17 protein-coding genes are annotated in these 20,281 nt (G+C 73.2%); 8 read left to right on the forward strand and 9 right to left on the reverse strand.

Features of this window, described 5'->3' with window-relative positions; genetic code table 11:
- Positions 1-269 precede the first annotated feature (269 nt).
- On the forward strand, positions 270-878 hold the full coding sequence (locus ABUL08_RS19380; protein WP_350931336.1) for a DedA family protein: 609 nt from the start codon (positions 270-272) through the stop codon (positions 876-878).
- Between the two features lie 20 nt (positions 879-898).
- Here the strand turns inward: ABUL08_RS19380 and ABUL08_RS19385 are convergent, their stop codons facing one another.
- Positions 899-2,302: an NAD(P)H-quinone dehydrogenase gene (locus ABUL08_RS19385; RefSeq protein ID WP_350931337.1), complete on the reverse strand. Its 1,404-nt coding sequence runs from the start codon at positions 2,300-2,302 to the stop codon at positions 899-901.
- A 106-nt stretch (positions 2,303-2,408) separates the two neighbouring features.
- Between ABUL08_RS19385 and ABUL08_RS19390 the strand changes: the two genes are divergently transcribed.
- Positions 2,409-2,864, forward strand: coding sequence for a gamma-glutamylcyclotransferase (locus ABUL08_RS19390; RefSeq protein WP_242796743.1), 456 nt, complete (start codon positions 2,409-2,411; stop codon positions 2,862-2,864).
- A 69-nt stretch (positions 2,865-2,933) separates the two neighbouring features.
- Here the strand turns inward: ABUL08_RS19390 and ABUL08_RS19395 are convergent, their stop codons facing one another.
- The 4 genes from ABUL08_RS19395 to ABUL08_RS19410 all read right to left on the reverse strand — a co-directional run bounded on the left by ABUL08_RS19395 (position 2,934) and on the right by ABUL08_RS19410 (position 6,783).
- Entirely contained in the window at positions 2,934-3,899 is a 966-nt protein-coding gene (locus tag ABUL08_RS19395) for a GNAT family N-acetyltransferase (protein ID WP_350931338.1), read from the reverse strand.
- 492 nt (positions 3,900-4,391) lie between these two features.
- Positions 4,392-5,144: an SCO6745 family protein gene (locus tag ABUL08_RS19400; protein ID WP_350931339.1), complete on the reverse strand. Its 753-nt coding sequence runs from the start codon at positions 5,142-5,144 to the stop codon at positions 4,392-4,394.
- Between the two features lie 62 nt (positions 5,145-5,206).
- Positions 5,207-6,145, reverse strand: a complete 939-nt coding sequence (locus ABUL08_RS19405) for a hypothetical protein (RefSeq protein ID WP_350931340.1) — start codon at positions 6,143-6,145, stop codon at positions 5,207-5,209.
- Positions 6,146-6,150: 5 nt separating this feature from the next.
- Positions 6,151-6,783 (reverse strand): MBL fold metallo-hydrolase, encoded by a 633-nt coding sequence (locus ABUL08_RS19410; protein WP_350931342.1) that lies wholly within the window; start codon positions 6,781-6,783, stop codon positions 6,151-6,153.
- 118 nt (positions 6,784-6,901) lie between these two features.
- Between ABUL08_RS19410 and ABUL08_RS19415 the strand changes: the two genes are divergently transcribed.
- Complete coding sequence (locus ABUL08_RS19415; protein WP_350931343.1) at positions 6,902-7,882, forward strand: DUF4349 domain-containing protein; 981 nt, start codon at positions 6,902-6,904, stop codon at positions 7,880-7,882.
- Here ABUL08_RS19415 and ABUL08_RS19420 read toward each other — a convergent pair.
- Entirely contained in the window at positions 7,839-9,098 is a 1,260-nt protein-coding gene (locus ABUL08_RS19420; RefSeq protein ID WP_350931344.1) for an amidohydrolase, read from the reverse strand. The genes ABUL08_RS19415 and ABUL08_RS19420 overlap by 44 nt on opposite strands.
- A 678-nt stretch (positions 9,099-9,776) precedes the next feature.
- Positions 9,777-11,360 (reverse strand): acyl-CoA mutase large subunit family protein, encoded by a 1,584-nt coding sequence (locus ABUL08_RS19425; RefSeq protein ID WP_350931345.1) that lies wholly within the window; start codon positions 11,358-11,360, stop codon positions 9,777-9,779.
- A gap of 203 nt (positions 11,361-11,563) precedes the next feature.
- Between ABUL08_RS19425 and ABUL08_RS19430 the strand changes: the two genes are divergently transcribed.
- The gene (locus ABUL08_RS19430; RefSeq protein ID WP_350931346.1) at positions 11,564-13,648 is read left to right on the forward strand and encodes a serine/threonine-protein kinase; all 2,085 of its coding nucleotides are present in this window, start codon (positions 11,564-11,566) and stop codon (positions 13,646-13,648) included.
- A gap of 49 nt (positions 13,649-13,697) precedes the next feature.
- Positions 13,698-15,365, forward strand: coding sequence for a phospho-sugar mutase (locus ABUL08_RS19435; RefSeq protein ID WP_350931347.1), 1,668 nt, complete (start codon positions 13,698-13,700; stop codon positions 15,363-15,365).
- A gap of 90 nt (positions 15,366-15,455) precedes the next feature.
- Here the strand turns inward: ABUL08_RS19435 and ABUL08_RS19440 are convergent, their stop codons facing one another.
- Both ABUL08_RS19440 and upp read right to left on the reverse strand, forming a co-directional pair.
- Positions 15,456-16,133 (reverse strand): GOLPH3/VPS74 family protein, encoded by a 678-nt coding sequence (locus tag ABUL08_RS19440; RefSeq protein ID WP_350931348.1) that lies wholly within the window; start codon positions 16,131-16,133, stop codon positions 15,456-15,458.
- Positions 16,134-16,305: 172 nt separating this feature from the next.
- The gene (gene upp / locus ABUL08_RS19445) at positions 16,306-16,938 is read right to left on the reverse strand and encodes a uracil phosphoribosyltransferase (protein WP_350931349.1); all 633 of its coding nucleotides are present in this window, start codon (positions 16,936-16,938) and stop codon (positions 16,306-16,308) included.
- 122 nt (positions 16,939-17,060) lie between these two features.
- Here upp and deoC point away from each other — a divergent pair, with 122 nt between their 5' ends.
- Genes deoC through ABUL08_RS19460 form a run of 3 tightly spaced genes read left to right on the forward strand, consistent with a single transcriptional unit; the run spans position 17,061 to position 20,273 of the window.
- Positions 17,061-18,020 carry a deoxyribose-phosphate aldolase gene (deoC, locus tag ABUL08_RS19450; RefSeq protein WP_350931350.1) on the forward strand — a complete coding sequence of 320 codons (960 nt, stop codon included), beginning with the start codon at positions 17,061-17,063 and terminating at the stop codon, positions 18,018-18,020.
- 5 nt (positions 18,021-18,025) lie between these two features.
- Positions 18,026-19,456: an aldehyde dehydrogenase family protein gene (locus tag ABUL08_RS19455; protein ID WP_350938725.1), complete on the forward strand. Its 1,431-nt coding sequence runs from the start codon at positions 18,026-18,028 to the stop codon at positions 19,454-19,456.
- Positions 19,449-20,273, forward strand: coding sequence for an aldehyde dehydrogenase family protein (locus tag ABUL08_RS19460; RefSeq protein ID WP_350931351.1), 825 nt, complete (start codon positions 19,449-19,451; stop codon positions 20,271-20,273). Before ABUL08_RS19455 ends, ABUL08_RS19460 begins: the two co-directional genes overlap by 8 nt.
- Positions 20,274-20,281: the final 8 nt, after the last annotated feature.

Genomic DNA, 20,281 nt, shown 5'->3' on the forward strand with positions numbered 1-20,281 from the left:
ACCCGCGGCGGCCCGGTCGTCAGGAACGGGGGACCCGACGTCCGAGGGGCCGCGCGCCGACAACGGTACGCCGACCGATGCCGTTCCGCCGTCCGCAACCGTGCCCGGCGGCACACCGAAATTCCGTCACATTCGGTGCCGTCGTGTCGTTGTGCCTCCAGGGCCTCGCCGTGTGCGCGGTCACGACGGGGCGGGCCCGCCGGTGGTGACGCCGGACACGGGTCCAGGCTCAGTGCAGGTAAGCGGGGGAATTCGTCGAGGTGGCGGTCGTGGCCCAGTTTCTCACTGACATCGTGTCCCCGACGTGGGCGTACCTGGCGCTGCTCGGGCTGCTGGTCGCGGACGCCTTCGTACCGGTCATCCCCACCCAGGCGGTCATGATCACCAGCGGCGCGCTCACCGTCTACGGCGTGCTCAGCCTGCCGCTGACCATCGCCGTCGGGGCGGCCGGCGTCTTCGCCGGGGACCTGGCCTGCTATCTGCTCGGCCGGGGAGCCCCCGACCGTCGGGCACCCCGGCACGCCGTGGCCGGGCGGGCCCGCCGGGTCGCCGGGCGGGTCACCCGAGGGCTGCGCGAGCCCGGGCCACTGGTGATCCTGCTCTGCCGCTTCGTGCCCGGCGGCCGGATGGCGGCCTGCTTCTCGGCCGGCCGCAGCCGCTACCCGTACCGCCTCTTCCTGCTCTACGAGGGCGCGGCGGCGACCGGCTGGGCAGCGTACGGGACCCTGGTCGGGCACCTGGGCGGGACGGCGCTGACCGAGTCGGCGTGGCGGCTGGCGGTGATCGGTGGAGCCGCGGCGGCCGGGTTCGCGGGCGCCGGGTGGGCGATGACCGCCCTCGCCGCCCGCAACACCCGCCCCGAGGTCCCCGTCGACTGACCCCGGTCGGCCCGGTCAGCTCACTCCAGTTCGTGGAGCATGAGCTGGCGGGCGGCCTCGGTGATGGAGCCGGAGAGCGACGGATAGATCGTGATGGTCTGCGCCAGCTCGTTGACGGTGAGGTTGTTCTCCACCGCCATCGTGATCGGCAGGATCAGCTCGCTGGCCTTGGGGGCGACCACCACACCACCGACGACCTGACCGCTGGCCGGGCGGCAGAAGAGCTTGACGAAGCCGTCGGCCAGGTCGTCCATCTTCGCCCGGGCGTTGCCCGACAGCGGCAGCATCACCTGGCGGGCCGGGACCTTGCCGGCGTCGACCTCGTCCTGGGAGACGCCGACGGTGGCCAGCTCCGGGTCGGTGAAGACGTTCGCCGCGACGGTACGCAGCCGCAGCGGTCGGACCGCCTCGCCGAGCGCGTGCCACATCGCGATCCGGCCCTGCATGGCGGCGACGCTGGCCAGCGGCAGCACCCCGGTGCAGTCACCGGCGGCGTAGATCCCGGGGACGTTGGTCCGGGACACCCGGTCGACGGTGACGTAGCCGCCCCGGGCCAGCTCGACGCCGTACTCGGCGAGGCCCAGGTTGGCGGTGTTGGGGATCGAGCCGACCGCGATCAGCGCGTGCGAGCCGACCACCACCCGGCCGTCGGCGAGCACCACCTCGACCCCGTCCCCGATCCGGCGGACGGCGTCGGCGCGGGAGTTGTTGAGGATGTTCATGCCCCGGTTGCGGAAGACCCGCTCGATGGCCATCGCCGCGTCGGCGTCCTCGTGCGGCATCACCCGGTCGCGGCTGGAGACGAGGGTGACCGGGACGCCCATCGCCAGGTAGGCGCTGGCGAACTCGGCGCCGGTCACGCCGGAACCGACCACGATCAGGTGCTCGGGAAGCTCCGGCAGGTCGTACACCTGGCGCCAGGTGAGGATGCGCTCGCCGTCGGGGAGCGCGGTGGGGAGCTGGCGGGGCGTCGCGCCGGTGGCGACCAGGACGGTCGAGGCGGCGATCGAGTACTCCTCGCCGCCGTCGACCGGGGTGACGAGCACGCTGTGGGTGTGACCGAGGGCGTCCTCGCCGAGGCGGGCGGTGCCGGCGACGAACTCCACGCCGGCCTTGACCAGCTTGCCGTGGATGTCGGCGGACTGGGCCAGCGCGAGTCGCTTCACCCGTTCGTGCACGGTCCGGGCGTCGACGGTGACCGCCTCCAGCCCGTCGGAGTGCACCCCGAACTCCTCGGTGTCCCGATAGCCGGTGACCACCTGGGAGCTGGCGATGAACGTCTTGGACGGAACGCAGTCGGAGAGCACGCAGGCGCCGCCGGCCCCCTCGGCCTCCACCACGGTGACATCGGCGTCGAGCTGGGCGGCGACCAGCGCCGCCTCGTACCCGGCCGGTCCGCCGCCGATGATCACGATCTGGCTCACAGCGCTCGCCCCTCGTCAGTGCTCACAGTGACTTTCTTCTCCCGAACGCGTTCGACACGCACCGTCGTATTCTCCCCCACCCGTCCGCCGGGCTATCGTCATCGCCGTGCGTCATTACGCCGCCTACGGCTCAAACCTCGACCCCGCCCGGATGCGCGCCTACTGCCCGCACTCGCCGATGGTGGGCACCGGCTGGCTGGAGGGCTGGCGACTCACCTTCGCGGGTGAGGACGTCATCGGCTGGGAGGGCTCGGTCAGCACCGTGGTCGAGTCCCCGGGCGACCGGGTCTTCGTGGCGCTCTACGACATCCACCCGTACGACGCCGCGCAGCTCGACGAGATCGAGGGCGTCACCGCCGGGACCTACCGCAAGATCACCGTACGCGTCTCGACCCTCGACGGGGACGTGACCGCCTGGGTCTACGTCTTCGACGGGTACGAGGGCGGACTGCCGACGTCCTGGTATCTGTCGGAGATCGCGAACGCGGCGGAGAAGGCGGGCGCGCCGGACGACTACGTCACCGAGCTGCGGTCCCGCCCCACCGGCACCGCGTCGGCGTAGCGCGTATCGCACCCTGCCAGTCTGCTCCCGTCGCCGCCCGGGCCGGGCGGCGACCCCGGAGCGGGTCGCCTAGCGCACACCGGCCGCGGGGACGATCCGCTCGTACATGTCGGTCCAGCGCACCTCGCGCAGCCCGACGGAGCGGTAGAGGGTGACCGGGGCGGTCGGGTTGGCCAGGTCGACACCCAGCCCGGCGGCGCTCCGGCCCTTGCCGGCATAGACCGCAAAGGCGCGGCGGAGCAGGGCCGCCCCGACTCCGCGCCGCCGGTGCTCCGGCAGCACCGAGAGCGTCTTCACCCATCCGGTGTTCTGGTCCAGCGCCTGGTCGGAGGATTGGAGCGCGCCCGCCGGCACCCCGTCGACCTCGGCGACGAACCACTCGTCCCAGGTCGTGCCGGACTGCCCGAGCCGCTGCCGCCACAGGTCGAAGCCGAGCGGCTCGTAGTCCGGGGTGTCCCGGAACGCCGCGTCGTAGATCCGGTGGAAGGCCCGCAGGTCCGCCTCGTCGCCGGGGCGCAGCGCCCGGACGGTCAGCCCGGGCGGGAGCGGCGGTTCGGCCGGCAGGTCGGCCAGCGGGCGGGTCATCCGTACGTAGCGCTTGAGCCGGGTGAAGCCCGCCTCGGTCAGTTCCGCCGCCCAGCGGGTCTCCGGGGCGAAGACGCCGGTGCGCACGGTGAGCGCCGGCAGACCGCGTTCGGCCGCCCGTTCGGCGACCCGGTCGAGCTGCCGGGCGAGCAGCGGGGCCCGCAGCGCCGCTCCGCGCTCCGGGTCGACGTAGATCTCCACCCACTCACGGCCGACCCCGGTCGGATTGTCCAGGAGCGCCCAGCCCACGACTGCCCCGTCCGGGTCGGTGACCAGCCACGAGTCGCGCGCCGGGTCGAAGAACGGAGCGGTCAGCGCGGCCGTCACGTCCTCCGCGTCGAAGTCCGGGTATCCGACCGCGAAGGTGTCGGCCGCGTGCACCACCGTCAGGATCGCCGGTACGTCGTCCAGGGTGGGGCGGCGGGCGGTCCAGCCGGCGGGAAGCGTCACGCCGCAGATCCTGACAGGCACCCCGCCGCTCACGCCGCCGATTTATCGCCCGGAGCGCATTCGGCCGCCACCGCCCCCTCCCGCCTGCCGCCGCCTGGACCGCATCCACCAACTCTCGTCACGGAGCGTCACATCGGCCCACGTGTCACCGAGGGTGAGGACCACCTGGGACGCGTGACGCACCAGACGCCGCCTTTGCTCTGCCGCCACCCACGCAACACCCAGCCGAGCTGCTATTTCTCATCGATCTTCGGGCGACAACGCTGCCGCAGCGCACACGCAGAGCAACTGTTGCGTATGAGGCTGCAGAGCAAAGGCGACGAGCAGCACTCCGGCGACACCTCACATCGTGACCACGCGTAAGTAGCGATGACCATCCGGAGTTGGCCGGCCGCGCGTCGGGTCGCCTTCCACCCGGGAGCAACGCCCGAGCGACGACCGGGCGAAGTCCGGCGACGCTCGTTCCATCCGCGCGGGCAAAGGGGCGGTAGGTCAGGTCGGTGGGCCGGGGCGGCGCAGGTGCAGCCGGGTGGCGGTGAGCAGGTCGACCAGCTCCGCACCCTCACCGGGGGCGAGCGTGCGGAACGCGGCCGAGGCGAGCCGGTCGGTCACCGCCTCCGCCCAGAGCCGACGCCGCACCAGCGGACCGACCGGGGGGTACGGGGGCGGCCAGCCGCAGGCCGCCGCACCCGTCTCGCCCTCCGGCCCGGCCAGCACCGCCTCCAGCGGAGTCATCCCACCGGCCCGTACGGCCAGCAGGTGCGCCCCGGCGAAGTGCTCGCGGAGCAGGTGCAGCCCGACGGCGGCCCGGGCACCGGGCGTGTCCAGCGGCACCGGCATGGCCCGCCAGGCGGCGAAGAGCGGCATCCCGCTGGCGTCGGCCGCCTCCACCGCCCGCCCCAGCAGCCCGACCAGTCGCGGCAACCCGGGCGCGTCGGCCAGGTGCTGGGCACCCCAGCGGCAGCACTCGGCCAGGTTCGCCGCGGCCACCTCCAGCGGCCGGAGCGTACGCGCGGCGGCGTCCCAGCCGTCGGCGACGGCCTCCGGGGCGATGAAGCCGAGCGCCGCCGCCGCCGTCTCGGCCCGGACGTCACCGAGTGCGCCGGCGCGGCCGGTGATGTAGAAGGCCCAGCCGGAGATGCCGAGCAGCCGGGCCCGGCGCAGCGTGGCCGGGCAGCGGCTGAACGCCTCTCCCAGCTCCAGCACCAGGGGCTTGCCGGCGGCGGCGACCTGCTCCGGGGTCATGGGCCGGACACCGCGGCCAGGGGTCCGGACGACGTCCGTCCAACGTGGTCAACCATCGTCGATCAGTCTGCCCGCTCACCGCCCCCGGCGGCAGCCCCCTCTTCGGCCTCCAGCGCCTCCACCGCGCCCTCCACCTCGCCGGTACGCCGCCGGGCCACGCTCACCGACCGCTCGGCGGCCCGCCGGGCCAGCCGGGCCCGGCTGAGTTCCTGCTCGGCGACGGCCCGGCGGCGTTCCAGCTCGGCGAGTTCCGTCTCGATCCGGTCCAGGGCCGTCGCGCCGTCCTCCGCGGAGCGGACCGCCGCCGCCAACTCGGCCTCGGCCCGCTCCTGGTCACCCCGGGCCTTTGCCAGCTCCCGGTCCAGCGCCCGACGCCGCTTGGCCCGTTCGGCACGGGCGGCCCGCTCGGCCGCCCGCTCGTCACGCGCCCGCCGGGTCTCGGCCCGGTCCGCCCCCCGGTCCGGCGTGGGCGGCTCCTCCGTGTCGCCGGTGACCAGCCGCAGCTGGGGTCGGGGCACCTCCCCGAACCCGGCGTAGTGGGTGGCCCGCAGCAGTCGGCCCGCGCGGACCTGCTCGGCGACCTCGGCGTCGGAGAGCGCCGCGTTGAGGGTGGCCTCCACCTCGGCCAGCGGAAGCTTCCCGGTGGGCGGGGCGTCGGGCTCGGCGGCGGCCAGCCTGCGTACCTCGGCCACCAGCGCGCCCACCACGGCCCGGCGCTGCGCGGAGAGCTCGCGCAGCTTGGCGCCGCGCAGTTCGCGCTGGGCGGCCCGCAGCGACTCGGCGAGCTGCACCAGGTCGGCGACCAGGTCCGGCCGGCGGATGGCCAGCAGGTTGACCAGCCAGGCCGCCACGGTGGGGCGGCGCAGCCGGGCGAGCTGCCGGGCGGTGGCCGGGTCGCCGGCCCGGCGGGCCTCGGCGACCGCGGCGTCCCGGGCGGCGACGAACCGGTCCGGCGGCGTGGCGTAGAGCTGCCGGACCTGCTCGGGGGACGGGTCGGGCATCCGGGTCAGGCGTCGATGCGGGTGCCGGGCTCCAGGCGCCGGTACTCGGTGCCGGAGAGCGCGGTGTACTGCCGGTCGAGCACCCCGAGGCCGTTGGTGTTGAGCAGCGCGTCGTGCAGGGCGAAGGCGCGACGCGGGGCCGCCGCCCGGATGAAGTCGACCACCTCGGAGAACTTCGACCAGGGTGCGTGGATCGGCGCGAAGAGCGTGTCGACCTGCACGTCGTCGGGCACGACCAGCGAGTCCCCCGGGTGGTAGACCGTCTCGTTGAGCAGGTAGCCGACGTTGTCGACCACCGGGATGTCGGGGTGGATGACGGCGTGCCGACCGCCGTAGGTGCGCACCGGCACGCCGGCCGCGGTGAACGACTCCCCCGGCCCGACGACCGTCAACGTCTCGACGGCGTCACCCAGCAGCGCGGTCAGCGAGGCGGGACCGTGCACGGTGACCGGTCGCCGGGCCACCGCCCGCGTCAGCGCCTCGACGTCGACGTGGTCCGGGTGCTCGTGCGTGATCAGCACCGCGTCCGCCCCGTCCAGCGCCGTCGCCGGATCGCTGAAGACGCCGGGATCGACGACGAGCACTCCCCCGTCGTGCTCCACCCGGAGGCAGGAGTGGGCGTACTTGGTGACCTGCATCGTGACTCCTCGATTATCGAATCGTGACGTCCTCAGCGCAGTCTGCCGGAACCGACGCGGTGTCGCGTCGCGTCCGACGTATCGGCCCCGGCTCGGGGCGAAGAGGATCGGAGCGGGGATGAGCGTACGACGTGGACGCCGGCGGACCATGGCGTGGACGGCGGTGGGACTGTCGGCGGTGCTGGTCGCGGGCGGCTGTGGTGCGGACGGCGGGGAGCGGGACAGCTCCGCTCCGGCGGCGAAGGCACCGGTCGTGAGCGACGCCGACCGTGCCGGTGGACAGGATGCTGCGGGTGCCCCGGCGCAGGGCGGGGCGGGCGCGCCGGACCTGCGGGTCGACCAGCGGGCGATCATCTACACCGGAACGATGCGGGTGCAGGTCGAGGACGTGGAGGCCGCCGCCCGCGCGGCGATCGTCACGGTCACCGTGGCCGGCGGCTTCGTCGGCGGGGACCAGCGGCGCAGCGACGAGAGCAGTTCCCGGGCGGAGCTGCAGCTGCGGGTGCCGGCGGCGAAGTTCACCACGGTGGTCGACGATCTCGCCAGGCTGGGCCGGCAGCAGCAGCGGGAGGTGCACACCGAGGACGTCACCGAGGAGACCGTCGACCTGGACGCCCGGATCATCAGCCAGCGCGCGCGGGTGGAGAGCGCCCGCAAGCTGCTGGCCCGGGCCGGCTCGACGAGTGAATTGGTCTCGCTGGAGAACGAGCTGGGCCGGCGGGAGGCCGACCTGGCGTCGCTGGAGGCGAAGAAGCGCCGGCTGGCCGACCTGACCGCGCTCTCCACCATCACGGTGACCTTCGTCGGGAAGGACGCCCCGGCCGAGGACACGCCGGACGAGACCGGCTTCCTGGTGGGGCTGCGCGGCGGCTGGAAGGCGTTCGTGGCATCGCTGACGGTGGCGCTCACCGTCCTCGGCGCACTGCTGCCCTGGCTGGTGCTGCTGGGGCTGCCGCTGACGGCGTTGATCGTCGTGCTGCGCCGACGCGGCGCGCGGCGTCGGCCCACCCCGCCGGCCGGGCCGCAGCCGACCGGACCGGCGGGTGGTCCGCTGCCTAGCGCGCCGCCGCCAGTGCCCGCAACGCGGTCTGCACCATGAGGCGTACGCCCGCGGGAATGGCGCGCTCGTCCACGTCGAACGAGGCCCGGTGCAGGTCGACGTTGGGTCCGGCCCGGCCGACGCCGAGCCGGGCGAGCGCGCCGGGCACGTGCTCCAGGTACCAGGAGAAGTCCTCGCCGCCCATGCTCTGCGGAGTCTCCGCGATGCCCTCCGGGCCGAGCGCGGCGGCGGTGGCGGCGGTGAGCACGCCGATCGCCCGGGCGTCGTTGCTGACCGGCGGCCGGCCGCGCAGGTATTCCAGGTCGACCGTCGCACCGGTGGGCGCGATGACGTCCCGGACCACCTGAGCGACGATCTTGGGCGCCTGCTCCCAGGTGTCGCGGTCCATCACCCGCAGGGTGCCGGCGGCGCACGCCTCGGAGGGGATGACGTTGTAGCGGGTGCCGGCCGAGGCGTGGCCGAACACCAGCAGCAGTCCGCTGTTGGCCGGCACCCGGCGGCTGACCAGGGTCGGCACCTCGGTGACCAGCCGGCCCAGCGCGTCGACCAGGTCCACGGTGAGGTGCGGGCGGGCGGTGTGTCCACCCGGGCCGGTGAGCCGGACGGTGACGTTGTCGGCCGCCGCGGTGATCGGGCCGACCCGCAGGCCGACCTTGCCCACCGGCAGGTTGGGGTCGCAGTGCACGGCGAAGATCTGCACCACGTCGTCGAGGCCGCCGGCCTCGATGACCTCCAGCGAACCGCAGGGCAGGATCTCCTCGGCCGGCTGGAAGATGAGCCGGACCCGGCCGTCGAGCCGGCCCAGGTCGGCGAGCTGGGCCAGCAGCATGCCGACCCCGAGCATCACCGTGGTGTGCACGTCGTGGCCGCAGGCGTGGCAGACGCCCTCCACCGTGGACCGGTACGGCACGTCCTTCGGGTCGGTCAGCGGAAGCGCGTCGATGTCGGCCCGCAGGGCGATGACCGGGCCGTCCGGGCGCCCGTCGATGTCGCAGATGACCCCGTTGCCCTTGGGCAGCATCCGGGGGTTGAGCCCGGCCAGGGAGAGTTCCCGGGCGATCAGCGCGGCCGTCTCGAACTCCTCGCCGGAGAGTTCCGGGTGGGAGTGGATGTGACGGCGGGTGGCGATCAGGCCCGGTACCCGGAGGGCGAGCAGATGGTCGAGCTCGAACGGCAGCGGCTGGGACCCGGATGGCGCCTCCGGCCAGGACGACGCCAATTGGCCGCCCACGGGCAGCGTCAACGCACTCGTCACGTCGTTTTCTCGATCACTAGAGATGGATGGATCATCGGGCAGAACAGCAGACAGCCTAGACCTCCGACGGTGACGCTGCGCAACGTCTTTCGCGTAGCGATCGGACCGCACAGCGTCACGAATGCCCTCGTGAATGCCCTGGTGGGACGGCTCGAATATCTGCGGGACAGCAGGTAGATCGCGGTCGAACGCCGTCATCTGCCCCACACCTCCTACAACGCGTAACCGATTCAACGGCTACCGGATAATCCCTCGACTTCGGGACGTCGTTCCGAATTGTCGCATTAGTCGCTGCAATTAACTGCCGGTCCGACAATTGCCCGACAACGCACGGCAGCCGGACGACTCCCGACGGTGACATGACAGCCCGGCACGCGACCGCACACACTGTCCGTCCCGTTCACCCGAACGGGTTACCCGCATTCCCGAATGGCACACGCACCGCGCGACAGGACCGCGCCGCCCGGAGGCCGGCGGGCCGGCCGGGCGACGTCGCCCGGGGGGCCGCACCGGGCCGGCTCCGCGGAAGCCGGCGTGCGGGGAGAACTCGACTGTAACGCCGCCGAACGGCCCCTGGCGAGAGGAAATCCGCAGGTCAGCAACGCAGAAGGCGGCTCCGGGCCGGGTCCCGTGGGCACCGACGGAGCCGCCTTCGACCGCGTCGTCGCGGGGCCGACCTCAGAACCGGTCGGTGGGACGGTAGATCCCCCACACCTCGCGCAACGTCCCGCAGACCTCGCCGACCGTGGCCCGGGCCCGCAGCGCCTCCTTCATCGGAGGGAGCACGTTCGCCGACCCGGAGGCGGCCTCCCGCAGCTCGGCGAGACCCCGCTCGACGGCGCCGTTGTCCCGCTCCGCGCGCAGCTTGGCCAGCCGCTCCGCCTGGGCCGCCTCGATCGTCGGGTCGACCCGCAGCGGCTCGTACGGCTCCTCCTCGTCGACCGCGAACCGGTTCAGGCCCACCACCACCCGCTCGGCGGCGTCGATCTCCTGGGCGATCCGGTACGCGGACTGCTCGATCTCCCGCTTCTGGAAGCCGGCCTCGATGGCGTCCACCGCCGACCCGTGGTCGAAGACCCGGTGCATCAGCTCGTCGGTCGCCGCCTCGATCTCGGCCGTCATCGCCTCCACCACGTACGACCCGGCGAACGGGTCCACGGTGGCGGTCAGGTCCGTCTCGTACGCCAGCACCTGCTGGGTCCGCAGCGCCAGCCGGGCGGCCTTCTCGGTGGGCAGCGCGATGGCCTCGTCGAAGCTGTTGGTGTGCAGCGACTGGGTGCCGCCGAGCACCGCGCCGAGCCCCTGGATCGCCACCCGGACCAGGTTGACCTCCGGCTGCTGGGCGGTGAGCTGCACGCCCGCGGTCTGGGTGTGGAACCGCAGCATCATCGACTTGGGATCCTTGGCGCCGAACTCGTCGCGCATCAGCCGGGCCCAGATCCGGCGCGCGGCGCGGAACTTGGCGACCTCCTCCAGCAGGGTGGTCCGGGCGACGAAGAAGAACGACAGCCGGGGCGCGAAGTCGTCCACGGCCAGCCCGGCCGCCAGCGCGGCCCGGACGTACTCCACGCCGTTGGCCAGGGTGAACGCGATCTCCTGCGCGGGCGTCGCGCCGGCCTCCGCCATGTGGTAGCCGGAGATGGAGATGGTGTTCCACTTCGGCACCTCCCTGCGGCAGTACGCGAAGGTGTCCGCGACCAGCCGCAGCGAGGGCTTGGGCGGGAAGATGTACGTCCCCCGGGCGATGTACTCCTTGAGGATGTCGTTCTGGATGGTGCCGTTGAGCGCGCTCCCGGCGACGCCGTTCTCCTCGGCGACGAGCTGGTAGAGCAGGAGCAGCACCGAGCCGGGCGCGTTGATGGTCATCGAGGTGGAGACCTTGTCCAGCGGGATGCCGTCGAAGAGCAGCCGCATGTCCTCGATGGAGTCGATGGCGACACCGACCTTGCCGACCTCGCCGTGCGCGATCGGGTCGTCGGAGTCGTACCCCATCTGGGTGGGCAGGTCGAAGGCCACGGAGAGGCCCATGGTGCCGGCCCGCAACAACTGGTGGTAGCGCGCGTTGGACTCGGTGGCGGTGCCGAAGCCGGCGTACTGCCGCATGGTCCAGGGGCGGGAGGTGTACATGGTGGGGTAGACCCCACGGGTGTACGGGAACTCGCCCGGAGCGCCCAGCCGGTGGTCCAGCTCCTCCGGGAGGTCGTCCGCCGTGTAGACGGCCTTGATCGGGAAACCGGACTCGCTTGACCGCCGTTCGCTCATCACCGGATGGTAGGACGGGAGTCGACATCGATGGGTGAGGGATACCGCACACCTGTCGACCAGGTCGACCGGAGGTGAACAGCTCGCCACATACCGTTCGGTAGCCAAACGTCGGCCGCGTCGGGTTTCGCATCGGCCGTCGGAACCAGCAAGATAGGGGGGTTGTGTCCCAGCCCCCCTCGATATCCCCCGGTGGCTTTTCTGTGACTCAGATCCCGACGTGGAGCGGCGGACCAGTCAACACTCCCTCCAACGGTCGCGCGGCGCCCGGCACCACCATCGGTGGTCGCTACTCGCTGCGGTCGCCGGTGGGCAACGGAGGCATGGGCACGGTCTGGCGTGCCACAGACACGCTGCTGCGCCGCGACGTGGCGGTCAAGGAGGTCGTCCTCCCGCCGGGGCTCGCCCCCAGCGACCGCGACGCGATGTACGAGCGCACCCTCCGCGAGGCCCGCGCCGCCGCCGCGATCCAGCACCCGGCCGTGGTCCAGGTGTACGACGTGGTCACCGAGGGTGGCCGGCCGTGGATCGTGATGGAGCTGCTGGACGCCCGCAGCCTCGCCGACATGGTGATCGAGGACGGCCCGGTCGTGCCCCGCGCGGTCGCCAAGATCGGCATCGCGCTGCTCGGCGCGCTGGAGGTGGCGCACGCGATCGGCGTACTGCACCGCGACGTCAAGCCCGCCAACGTGCTGATCTGCACCGACGGCCGCTGCGTGCTCACCGACTTCGGGGTCGCCCGGATGCCGACCGACGTGCAGCTCACCACCCCGGGCATGGTGCTCGGCTCGCCGCACTTCATCTCGCCGGAACGGGCGATGGGGCAGGAGTTCGGCCCGCCCAGCGACCTCTTCTCGCTCGGCGTGACGCTCTACACGGCGGTGGAGGGGCGGCCCCCGTTCGACAAGGGCGACCCGATCGAGACCATGCACGCGGTGGTCGAGGACCCGCCGGCCACCCCACAGCGCAGCGGCCCGCTGACCGGTGTGCTGATGGGCCTGCTGGAGAAGGACCCGGCCCGTCGGCTCGACGTGCACGACGCCCGCCGGATGCTGCGCGAGCTGCTCGCCGGCCCGCTGACCAGCACCGCCACCGCGGTCAACTCGGTCACCGACCCGTACGCCGTGGTGCCGGTGCAGCGGCCCGCCGCGCCCCCGCCGCCCGCCGCGAAGCCGGAGCCGAAGCCCTCGGGGCAGATCGGCGGCCGGGCGATGATCGGCCCGGGCGAGTCGCTGACCGACCGGCTGGCCGCGTTGCGCCGTGGCGAACGCCCGACCGCGGCGAAGGCCGGCAGCGCCGCCGCCCTCGACGACACCAGCGCCGACGCGCTGGCCGGCCCGCTGCACACGCCGACCGGCGCGATGTCGGCCGGCGGGGTCTACGGCGGCGCGCCGGAGGCGACCCAGCGGATCGGCGGCCAGGCCGACGCGACCCAGCGGATCGGCGGCGGCCAGGCCGACGCCACCCAGCGGATCGGCGGCGGGCACCCGGACGCCACCCAGCAGGTCCCGTTCCGGGCGCCGGAGGCGACGCAGCGGATCGGCGGCGGCTATGCCGGCAACCAGTGGTCGGTGCCGGGCACCGGCCAGTCCTGGACGTCGCCGGCCACGGCCCCCACCGCCACCGGTGGCGGCGCGGTCGGCAGGGCCAAGGGGGTCGCCGGCCAGCTCGTCGGCACCGTCAAGGGCTGGCCCCGCAAGCTCCAGCTCGCGGTGGCCGGCGGCGTGGCGGTGCTGCTGCTGATCGGCGCGGTCGTCCTCTTCGGCGGTGACGACGAGCCGACCCGGCCGATCGTCACGGCGCCGCCGACCGCGACCGCCCCGGCCGGTCCCGGCGTGGAGATGCAGGAGCACACGGCGAAGGGCATCACGGTCCAGGTGCCGAAGGGCTGGGACCGGCAGACCGGCGGCCTCTACGTCGACTTCGTCGACCCGGCGGACAGCGGCCGTAAGGTGCGCATCATCGCGGAGAAGTGGGGCGGCACCTCGGTCAGCTGGGCCGAGTTCGCCTCGCGGAACCTCAAGGCGAAGAGCGGCACGAGCAAGACCTGTCCGGAGCCGTACCGGGAGGTGTCGGTGACCGAGCAGAAGCTGGCGGGCGAGCCGGCGGCCGAGCTGGAATACACCTGCGGCGAGGGCGACGCCATGCGGCACGGGGTGTGGCGGGGCGTGGTGAAGGACGGCAAGGTCTACTCGTTCTACCTCTCCTCGACCGACGCCAAGTTCGCCGAGAGCCGGCCGATCTTCGACGCGATGGCCGGCTCGTTCCAGCTCACCGGGGCCAACTGAGTCGAGGCCGACGGTCGGTGGTGATCCGTCGCCGTGCTATCAAGAGGCAATGGCGGCGGAAACCACTGACCTTGACGACGTTCGCGAGCAGGCCCGACGGTGGCTCGACGACGACCCTGACCCGACGACCCGGGACGAGCTGCGTGAGGTGCTCGACCGGCTCCCGGCCAGCGCGCCGGAGCTGGCCGACCGGTTCGCCGGGCCGCTGACCTTCGGCACCGCCGGGCTGCGCGGGCCGCTGCGGGCCGGCCCCAACGGGATGAACCTCGCGGTGGTCACCCAGGCCGCCGCCGGGCTGGTCGGGTGGCTCGCCGCCCAGGGCGGCACCGGTCCGCTGGTCATCGGGTACGACGCCCGGCACGGCTCGCGGGCCTTCGCCGAGCGCACCGCCCAGGTGGCCACCGGTGCGGGCCGGCCGGCGCTGCTGCTGCCCCGCCCGCTGCCCACCCCGGTGCTGGCGTACGCGGTGCGGCACCTCGACGCGGTGGCCGGCGTGATGGTCACGGCCAGCCACAACCCGCCGCAGGACAACGGCTACAAGGTCTATCTGGGCGCCCGGCTCGGTGGTGAGCTGGGGGCCGGCGCGCAGATCGTGCCGCCCGCCGACGCCGGCATCGAGGCGGCCATCCGGTCGGTCGGCGTGCTCGCCGAGGTGCCGCTCGGCCCGGCCGGCGAGGTGCTCGGCGACGACCTGGTCGCGTCGTACGTGGAGCGGGCCGCCGCCGTGATCGAGCCGAACGGGCCCCGGGACCTGCGGGTGGCGTACACACCGCTGCACGGGGTGGGGGCGGCGGTGCTGACCGCCGCGTTCGCCCGGGCCGGGTTCCCGGTGCCGGGGGTGGTGCCAGAGCAGGCCGAGCCGGACCCGGAGTTCCCGACCGTCAGCTTCCCCAACCCGGAGGAGCCGGGCGCGGTGGACCGGCTGGTGGCGCTCGCCGAGGGGACCGGGGCGGACCTGGCGCTCGCCAACGACCCGGACGCCGACCGGTGCGCGGTGGCCGTCCGCGGCGGGGGCACGGGCTGGCGGATGCTGCGCGGTGACGAGGTGGGCGCGCTGCTCGCCGACCACCTGATGCGGCGCGGGGTGCGGGGCCTCTACGCCACCACCATCGTGTCGTCGTCGCTGCTTCGGGCCATGTGCGCCGCCCGGGGCCTGCCGTACGACGAGACGCTGACCGGGTTCAAGTGGATCGTCCGGGCCGGGGGCGGGGCGCAGCCGCTGGTCTTCGGCTACGAGGAGGCGCTGGGCTACTGCGTGGCCCCGGAGCACGTCCGCGACAAGGACGGCATCACCGCCGCGCTGACCGTCGCCGAGCTGGCCGCCGGGCTGAAGGCGCAGGGCCGTACGCTCACCGACCGGCTGGACGAGCTGGCCGCCGAGTTCGGCGTGCACCACACCGACCAGCTCTCCGTACGCGTCGACGACCTGCGGGAGATCGCGCAGATGATGGCCCGGCTCCGCGCCGCCGTCCCGGGCAGCCTGCTCGGGCAGCCGGTCACCGAGGCGACCGACCTGCTCCCCGAGTCGGACGTGGTGATCCTGCGCACCGCCGCCGCCCGGGTGGTGATCCGCCCGTCCGGCACCGAGCCGAAGCTCAAGGCGTACCTGGAGGTCGTGGAGCCGGTCACGGACGGCGACGTCCCCACGGCCCGTACCCGCGCCCAGTCAGCGATCACGGCGCTCCGCACCGAGATCGCCCAGACCCTCGGCCTCTGACGCCGGTGATCATGAAGTTGGCGGCGCGGAGAGCGATCTCCGACGCCGCCATCTTCATGATCGACACGGTCGGGGCGGGGTGGGGTGGGGTCAGGGGCGCTTGCCGAGGGCCTGGTCCACGGCCTGGCCGAGGGCGGCGACCACCAGGCCGACGGAGGGGCGGACGACCGAGTCGTCGAGGCTGACGTTGCCGGAGAAGCCGGCGCCGCTGGCGATCTCCTCCAGCCGGCGGCGGGCGTCGTCCGCCGCCGCGCCGCTCAGGCCGAGCGCCGGTTCCATCCGCAGCACGGCCACCAGGGTCGCGAGCGCGGCGGTCCGCTCGTCGGGGAGCTGGCCACTGGTCAGCGCGGCGGCGAGCCGGTCCCGGGTGTCCTTCTCCACCGTGGCGTCCACCACCGGATAGCGGTGCACGGTGATGAAGCCCAGCTCGGTCTCCTCGACGTCGCGCACCACGCCCCGGGCCACCAGGTCGCCGAGGATCCGGTCGCGCAGGCCGTGCCGGAGCCGCTGCACCCACGACGACGGGGTGTGCGGGGTGTCCGCGGCGACGCGCGCCAGCACCTCGTCGATGATCGGCTCACCGACCGGAGCCGGATCGGTCACCGCCAGGTTTCCCTCGGCGTACGCGATCCGCCCGGCCAGCGCCAACTCGATCAACACCGCCGCGGCCATGCCGAGGTCGAGGCTGATCCGCGGCATGGTCGCCTTGCCGGTTTCGTCGTCATACGCGAGGAGCAGCAGCTCTTCGGCGAGCGCAACACCAGTCATGGCCCGAGAGGCTATCCCCTCCCGCCCACCCCGCGCACGGACACACCCACCCACCACCCCTCCCGCCGTCCCACCGCGCTGATTCACGGAAAGAGGGCCCATCCGAGGCGGAATGGGCCCTCTTTCCGTGAATTCGGCCGCCCCCGTCGCAGGGGGGTGCGGTGGGGTGGGGTCAGAAGCGGGGCATGCCGCCGAATTGGCGGTCGCCGGCGTCGCCGAGGCCGGGGACGATGAACATCTGGTCGTTGAGGCCCTCGTCGATCGAGGCGGTGACCAGGCGCAGCGGGAGACCCGACTGCTTCAGGCGCTCGATGCCGACGGGGGCGGCCAGCACGCAGAGGACGGTGATGTCGGTGCAGCCGCGGTCGGCGAGCAGCCGGCAGCAGTGCTCCAGGGAGCCGCCGGTGGCCAGCATCGGGTCGAGGACCAGCACCGGCAGGCCGGACAGGTCACGCGGCAGCGACTCCATGTAGGCGCGCGGCTCGTACGTCTCCTCGTCGCGGGCCAGGCCGACGAAGCCCATCGAAGACTCGGGCAGCAGCCCGAGCGCGGCGTCGGCCATGCCGAGACCGGCCCGCAGCACCGGGACCAGCAGCGGCGGGTTGGCCAGCCGGGTGCCCTCGGTGCCGGTGACCGGGGTCTGCACCGGGTACTTCTCGACGGGGAAGGTGCGCGCGGCCTCGTACACCAGCATGGTGGTGAGTTCGTGCAGCGCGGCCCGGAACGTCGACGAGTCGGTCCGGGCGTCCCGCATGGCGGTCAGCCGCGACTGGGCGAGCGGGTGGTCAATGACGTGTACGTCCACGATCGCTCAACCTACCCGGCCGGTCGCGGGCGCACGCCGGGTGCGGCCGGACCAGCGACGCCGCTCACCCGGCCGGTCCGTGACCAAGATCACTCGGCGCGCCGGTGCGTAGTATTCGGGGCATGACGGCGACAGCGACGTCGGCCCGGTCGGACCTCTCCGAGCTGGGACGATCCGAGACCGCTCTGCGGACCTTCCTGCACGGCCTGCCCGGCGTGGACCAGGTCGGCGCGGAGCAGCGGGCGGCACAGCTCGGCACCCGCTCCATCAAGACCACCGCCAAGGCCCAGGCGATCGACCTGGCGATCCGGATGGTCGACCTGACCACCCTCGAAGGTGCGGACACCCCCGGCAAGGTGCGGGCGCTCGCCGCGAAGGCGCTGCGCCCCGACCCGGCCGACCCGTCCTGCCCGCACGTCGGCGCGGTCTGCGTCTATCCGGCGATGGTCCCGTACGTGGCCGAGGTGCTGCGCGGGTCCGCCGTGCACCTGGCCAGCGTGGCGACCTCCTTCCCGTCCGGCCAGGCCCCGCTGGAGATCAAGCTGGCCGACGTCCGGGCAGCCGTCGAGGCCGGCGCCGACGAGATCGACATGGTGATCAACCGGGGCGCGTTCCTGGCCGGGCGCTACCAGGAGGTCTACGACGAGATCGTGGCCACCAAGGATGCCTGCGGGGACGCCCACCTGAAGGTGATCCTGGAGACCGGCGAGCTGGCCACCTACGACAACGTGCGGCGGGCCTCCTGGCTGGCCATGCTGGCCGGCGGCGACTTCATCAAGACCTCCACCGGCAAGGTGCCGGTCGCGGCCACCCTGCCGGTGACCCTGGTGATGCTGGAGGCGGTCCGCGACTTCCGCGCCGCCACCGGTCGGCAGGTCGGCGTGAAGCCGGCCGGCGGGATCAAGACCACCAAGGACGCGATCAAGTACCTGGTCATGGTCAACGAGACCGTCGGCCCGGACTGGCTGGACCCGGACTGGTTCCGGTTCGGCGCGTCCAGCCTGCTGAACGACCTGCTCATGCAGCGCACCAAGCTGACGACCGGCGTCTACTCCGGTCCCGACTACTTCACCCTGGACTGAGCGTGATGTTCGAATACGCACCCGCCCCCGAGTCCCGCTCGGTGGTGGACCTGAAAGCCTCGTACGGGCTCTTCATCGACGGTGAGTTCGTCGACCCGACCGGCGGCGCCAGCTTCAAGTCGATCAACCCGGCCTCCGAGGAGGTCCTCGCCGAGGTCGCCGAGGCCGGCACCGAGGACACCGACCGCGCGGTGCGGGCCGCCCGGACGGCGTACGAGAAGGTCTGGGGTCCGATGCCGGGCCGCGACCGGGCCAAGTACCTGTTCCGGATCGCCCGGATCATCCAGGAGCGCTCCCGCGAGCTGGCCGTGCTGGAGTCGCTGGACAACGGCAAGCCGATCAAGGAGTCCCGCGACGTCGACCTCCCCCTGGTCGCCGCGCACTTCTTCTACTACGCCGGCTGGGCCGACAAGCTGGAGCACGCCGGCTTCGGCGCGAACCCGCGCCCGCTCGGTGTCGCCGCGCAGGTCATCCCGTGGAACTTCCCGCTGCTCATGCTGGCCTGGAAGATCGCCCCGGCGCTCGCCGCCGGCAACACGGTGGTGCTCAAGCCGGCCGAGACCACCCCGCTGACCGCGCTGCTCTTCGCCGAGATCTGCCAGCAGGCCGACCTGCCGGCCGGCGTGGTCAACATCGTCACCGGCGCCGGTGACACCGGCCGCGCGCTGGTCGAGCACGCGGGCGTCGACAAGGTGGCCTTCACCGGCTCCACCGAGGTCGGCCGGGCCATCGCCCGGTCCGTCGCCGGCACGCGCAAGAAGCTCACCCTGGAGCTGGGCGGCAAGGCCGCCAACATCGTCTTCGACGACGCCCCGGTCGACCAGGCCGTCGAGGGGATCGTCAACGGCATCTTCTTCAACCAGGGGCACGTCTGCTGCGCCGGCTCCCGGCTGCTGATCCAGGAGAACGTCGCCGAGCAGGTGCTGGAGTCGCTGAAGCGGCGGATGGCCCAGCTGCGGGTCGGTGACCCGCTGGACAAGAACACCGACATCGGCGCGATCAACTCGGCCGCCCAGCTCGACCGGATCCGGGAACTCTCCGACGCCGGCTCCGCCGAGGGCGCCGAGCGCTGGTCGCCCGCCTGCGAGCTGCCCGAGCGGGGCTTCTGGTTCGCGCCGACGATCTTCACCGGGGTCACCCAGGCGCACCGGATCGCCCGCGAGGAGATCTTCGGGCCGGTGCTGTCGGTGCTCACGTTCCGCACGCCCGCCGAGGCCGTCGAGAAGGCCAACAACACGCCGTACGGGCTGTCGGCCGGGATCTGGACCGACAAGGGTTCCCGGATCCTCTGGATGGCCGACCGGCTCCGCGCCGGCGTGGTCTGGGCCAACACGTTCAACAAGTTCGACCCCACCTCGCCGTTCGGCGGCTACAAGGAGTCGGGCTACGGTCGCGAGGGCGGCCGGCACGGGCTGGAGGGCTACCTCAATGTCTGAGCGGGTCGCGGTACGCAAGACGTACAAGCTCTTCATCGGGGGCAAGTTCCCCCGCAGTGAGTCGGGACGGTCGTATCTCGTGCAGGACTCCAACGTGTCGCTGGCATCGCGTAAGGACGCGCGGGACGCCGTCGTCGCCGCCCGGGCCGCCGTGAAGGGCTGGGCCGGGGCGACCGCGTACAACCGGGGTCAGATCCTCTACCGGGTCGCCGAGATGCTGGAGGGCCGCCGCGAGCAGTTCGTCGCGCTCGGCGTGCCGGCCGACGAGGTCGACGCCGCGATCGACCGCTGGGTCTGGTACGCCGGCTGGGCCGACAAGCTCGCCCAGGTGTACGGCGGCGCGAACCCGGTCGCCGGGCCGTACTTCAACCTCTCCGCACCCGAGCCGACCGGGGTGGTGGCCGTGGTGGCCCCCGAGGCCCCGGCGCTGCTCGGCCTGGTCAGTGTGATCGCCCCGGCGATCGTCACCGGCAACACGGTGGTGGTGGCGGCCTCCCCGGCGGCGCCGCTGGCGGCGGTGACCCTGGCCGAGGTGCTGGCCACCTCCGACCTGCCCGGCGGCGTGGTGAACATCCTCACCGGCCGGATCGGCGAGACGGTGCCCACGCTGGCCGCGCACATGGACGTCAACGCCCTCGACCTGACCGGGGTGACCGACGCCGAGCTGGCCGCCGACCTGGAGGTGAAGGCCGCGGAGAACCTCAAGCGGGTCCTCCGCCCGGCCCCCGCCGACCACGACTGGACCACCGACCCCGGCATCACCCGGATGACCACCCTCCTGGAGACGAAGACCGTCTGGCACCCCAAGGGGGTGTGAGCGGGTCC

This window comes from Micromonospora sp. CCTCC AA 2012012 (assembly GCF_040499845.1).
Taxonomy (GTDB): Bacteria; Actinomycetota; Actinomycetes; order Mycobacteriales; family Micromonosporaceae; genus Micromonospora; species Micromonospora mangrovi.

Bases quoted from the DNA above. Each gene is read 5' to 3' on its own strand.
- ABUL08_RS19400 (WP_350931339.1), bottom strand. From the start codon at position 5,144: ATGACCCCGGAGCAGGTCGCCGCCGCCGGCAAGCCCCTGGTGCTGGAG.
- ABUL08_RS19405 (WP_350931340.1), bottom strand. From the start codon at position 6,145: ATGCCCGACCCGTCCCCCGAGCAGGTCCGGCAGCTCTACGCCACGCCG.
- ABUL08_RS19410 (WP_350931342.1), bottom strand. From the start codon at position 6,783: ATGCAGGTCACCAAGTACGCCCACTCCTGCCTCCGGGTGGAGCACGAC.
- ABUL08_RS19415 (WP_350931343.1), top strand. From the start codon at position 6,902: ATGAGCGTACGACGTGGACGCCGGCGGACCATGGCGTGGACGGCGGTG.
- ABUL08_RS19425 (WP_350931345.1), bottom strand. From the start codon at position 11,360: ATGAGCGAACGGCGGTCAAGCGAGTCCGGTTTCCCGATCAAGGCCGTC.
- ABUL08_RS19435 (WP_350931347.1), top strand. From the start codon at position 13,698: ATGGCGGCGGAAACCACTGACCTTGACGACGTTCGCGAGCAGGCCCGA.
- ABUL08_RS19440 (WP_350931348.1), bottom strand. From the start codon at position 16,133: ATGACTGGTGTTGCGCTCGCCGAAGAGCTGCTGCTCCTCGCGTATGAC.
- deoC (WP_350931350.1), top strand. From the start codon at position 17,061: ATGACGGCGACAGCGACGTCGGCCCGGTCGGACCTCTCCGAGCTGGGA.
- ABUL08_RS19455 (WP_350938725.1), top strand. From the start codon at position 18,026: ATGTTCGAATACGCACCCGCCCCCGAGTCCCGCTCGGTGGTGGACCTG.
- ABUL08_RS19460 (WP_350931351.1), top strand. From the start codon at position 19,449: ATGTCTGAGCGGGTCGCGGTACGCAAGACGTACAAGCTCTTCATCGGG.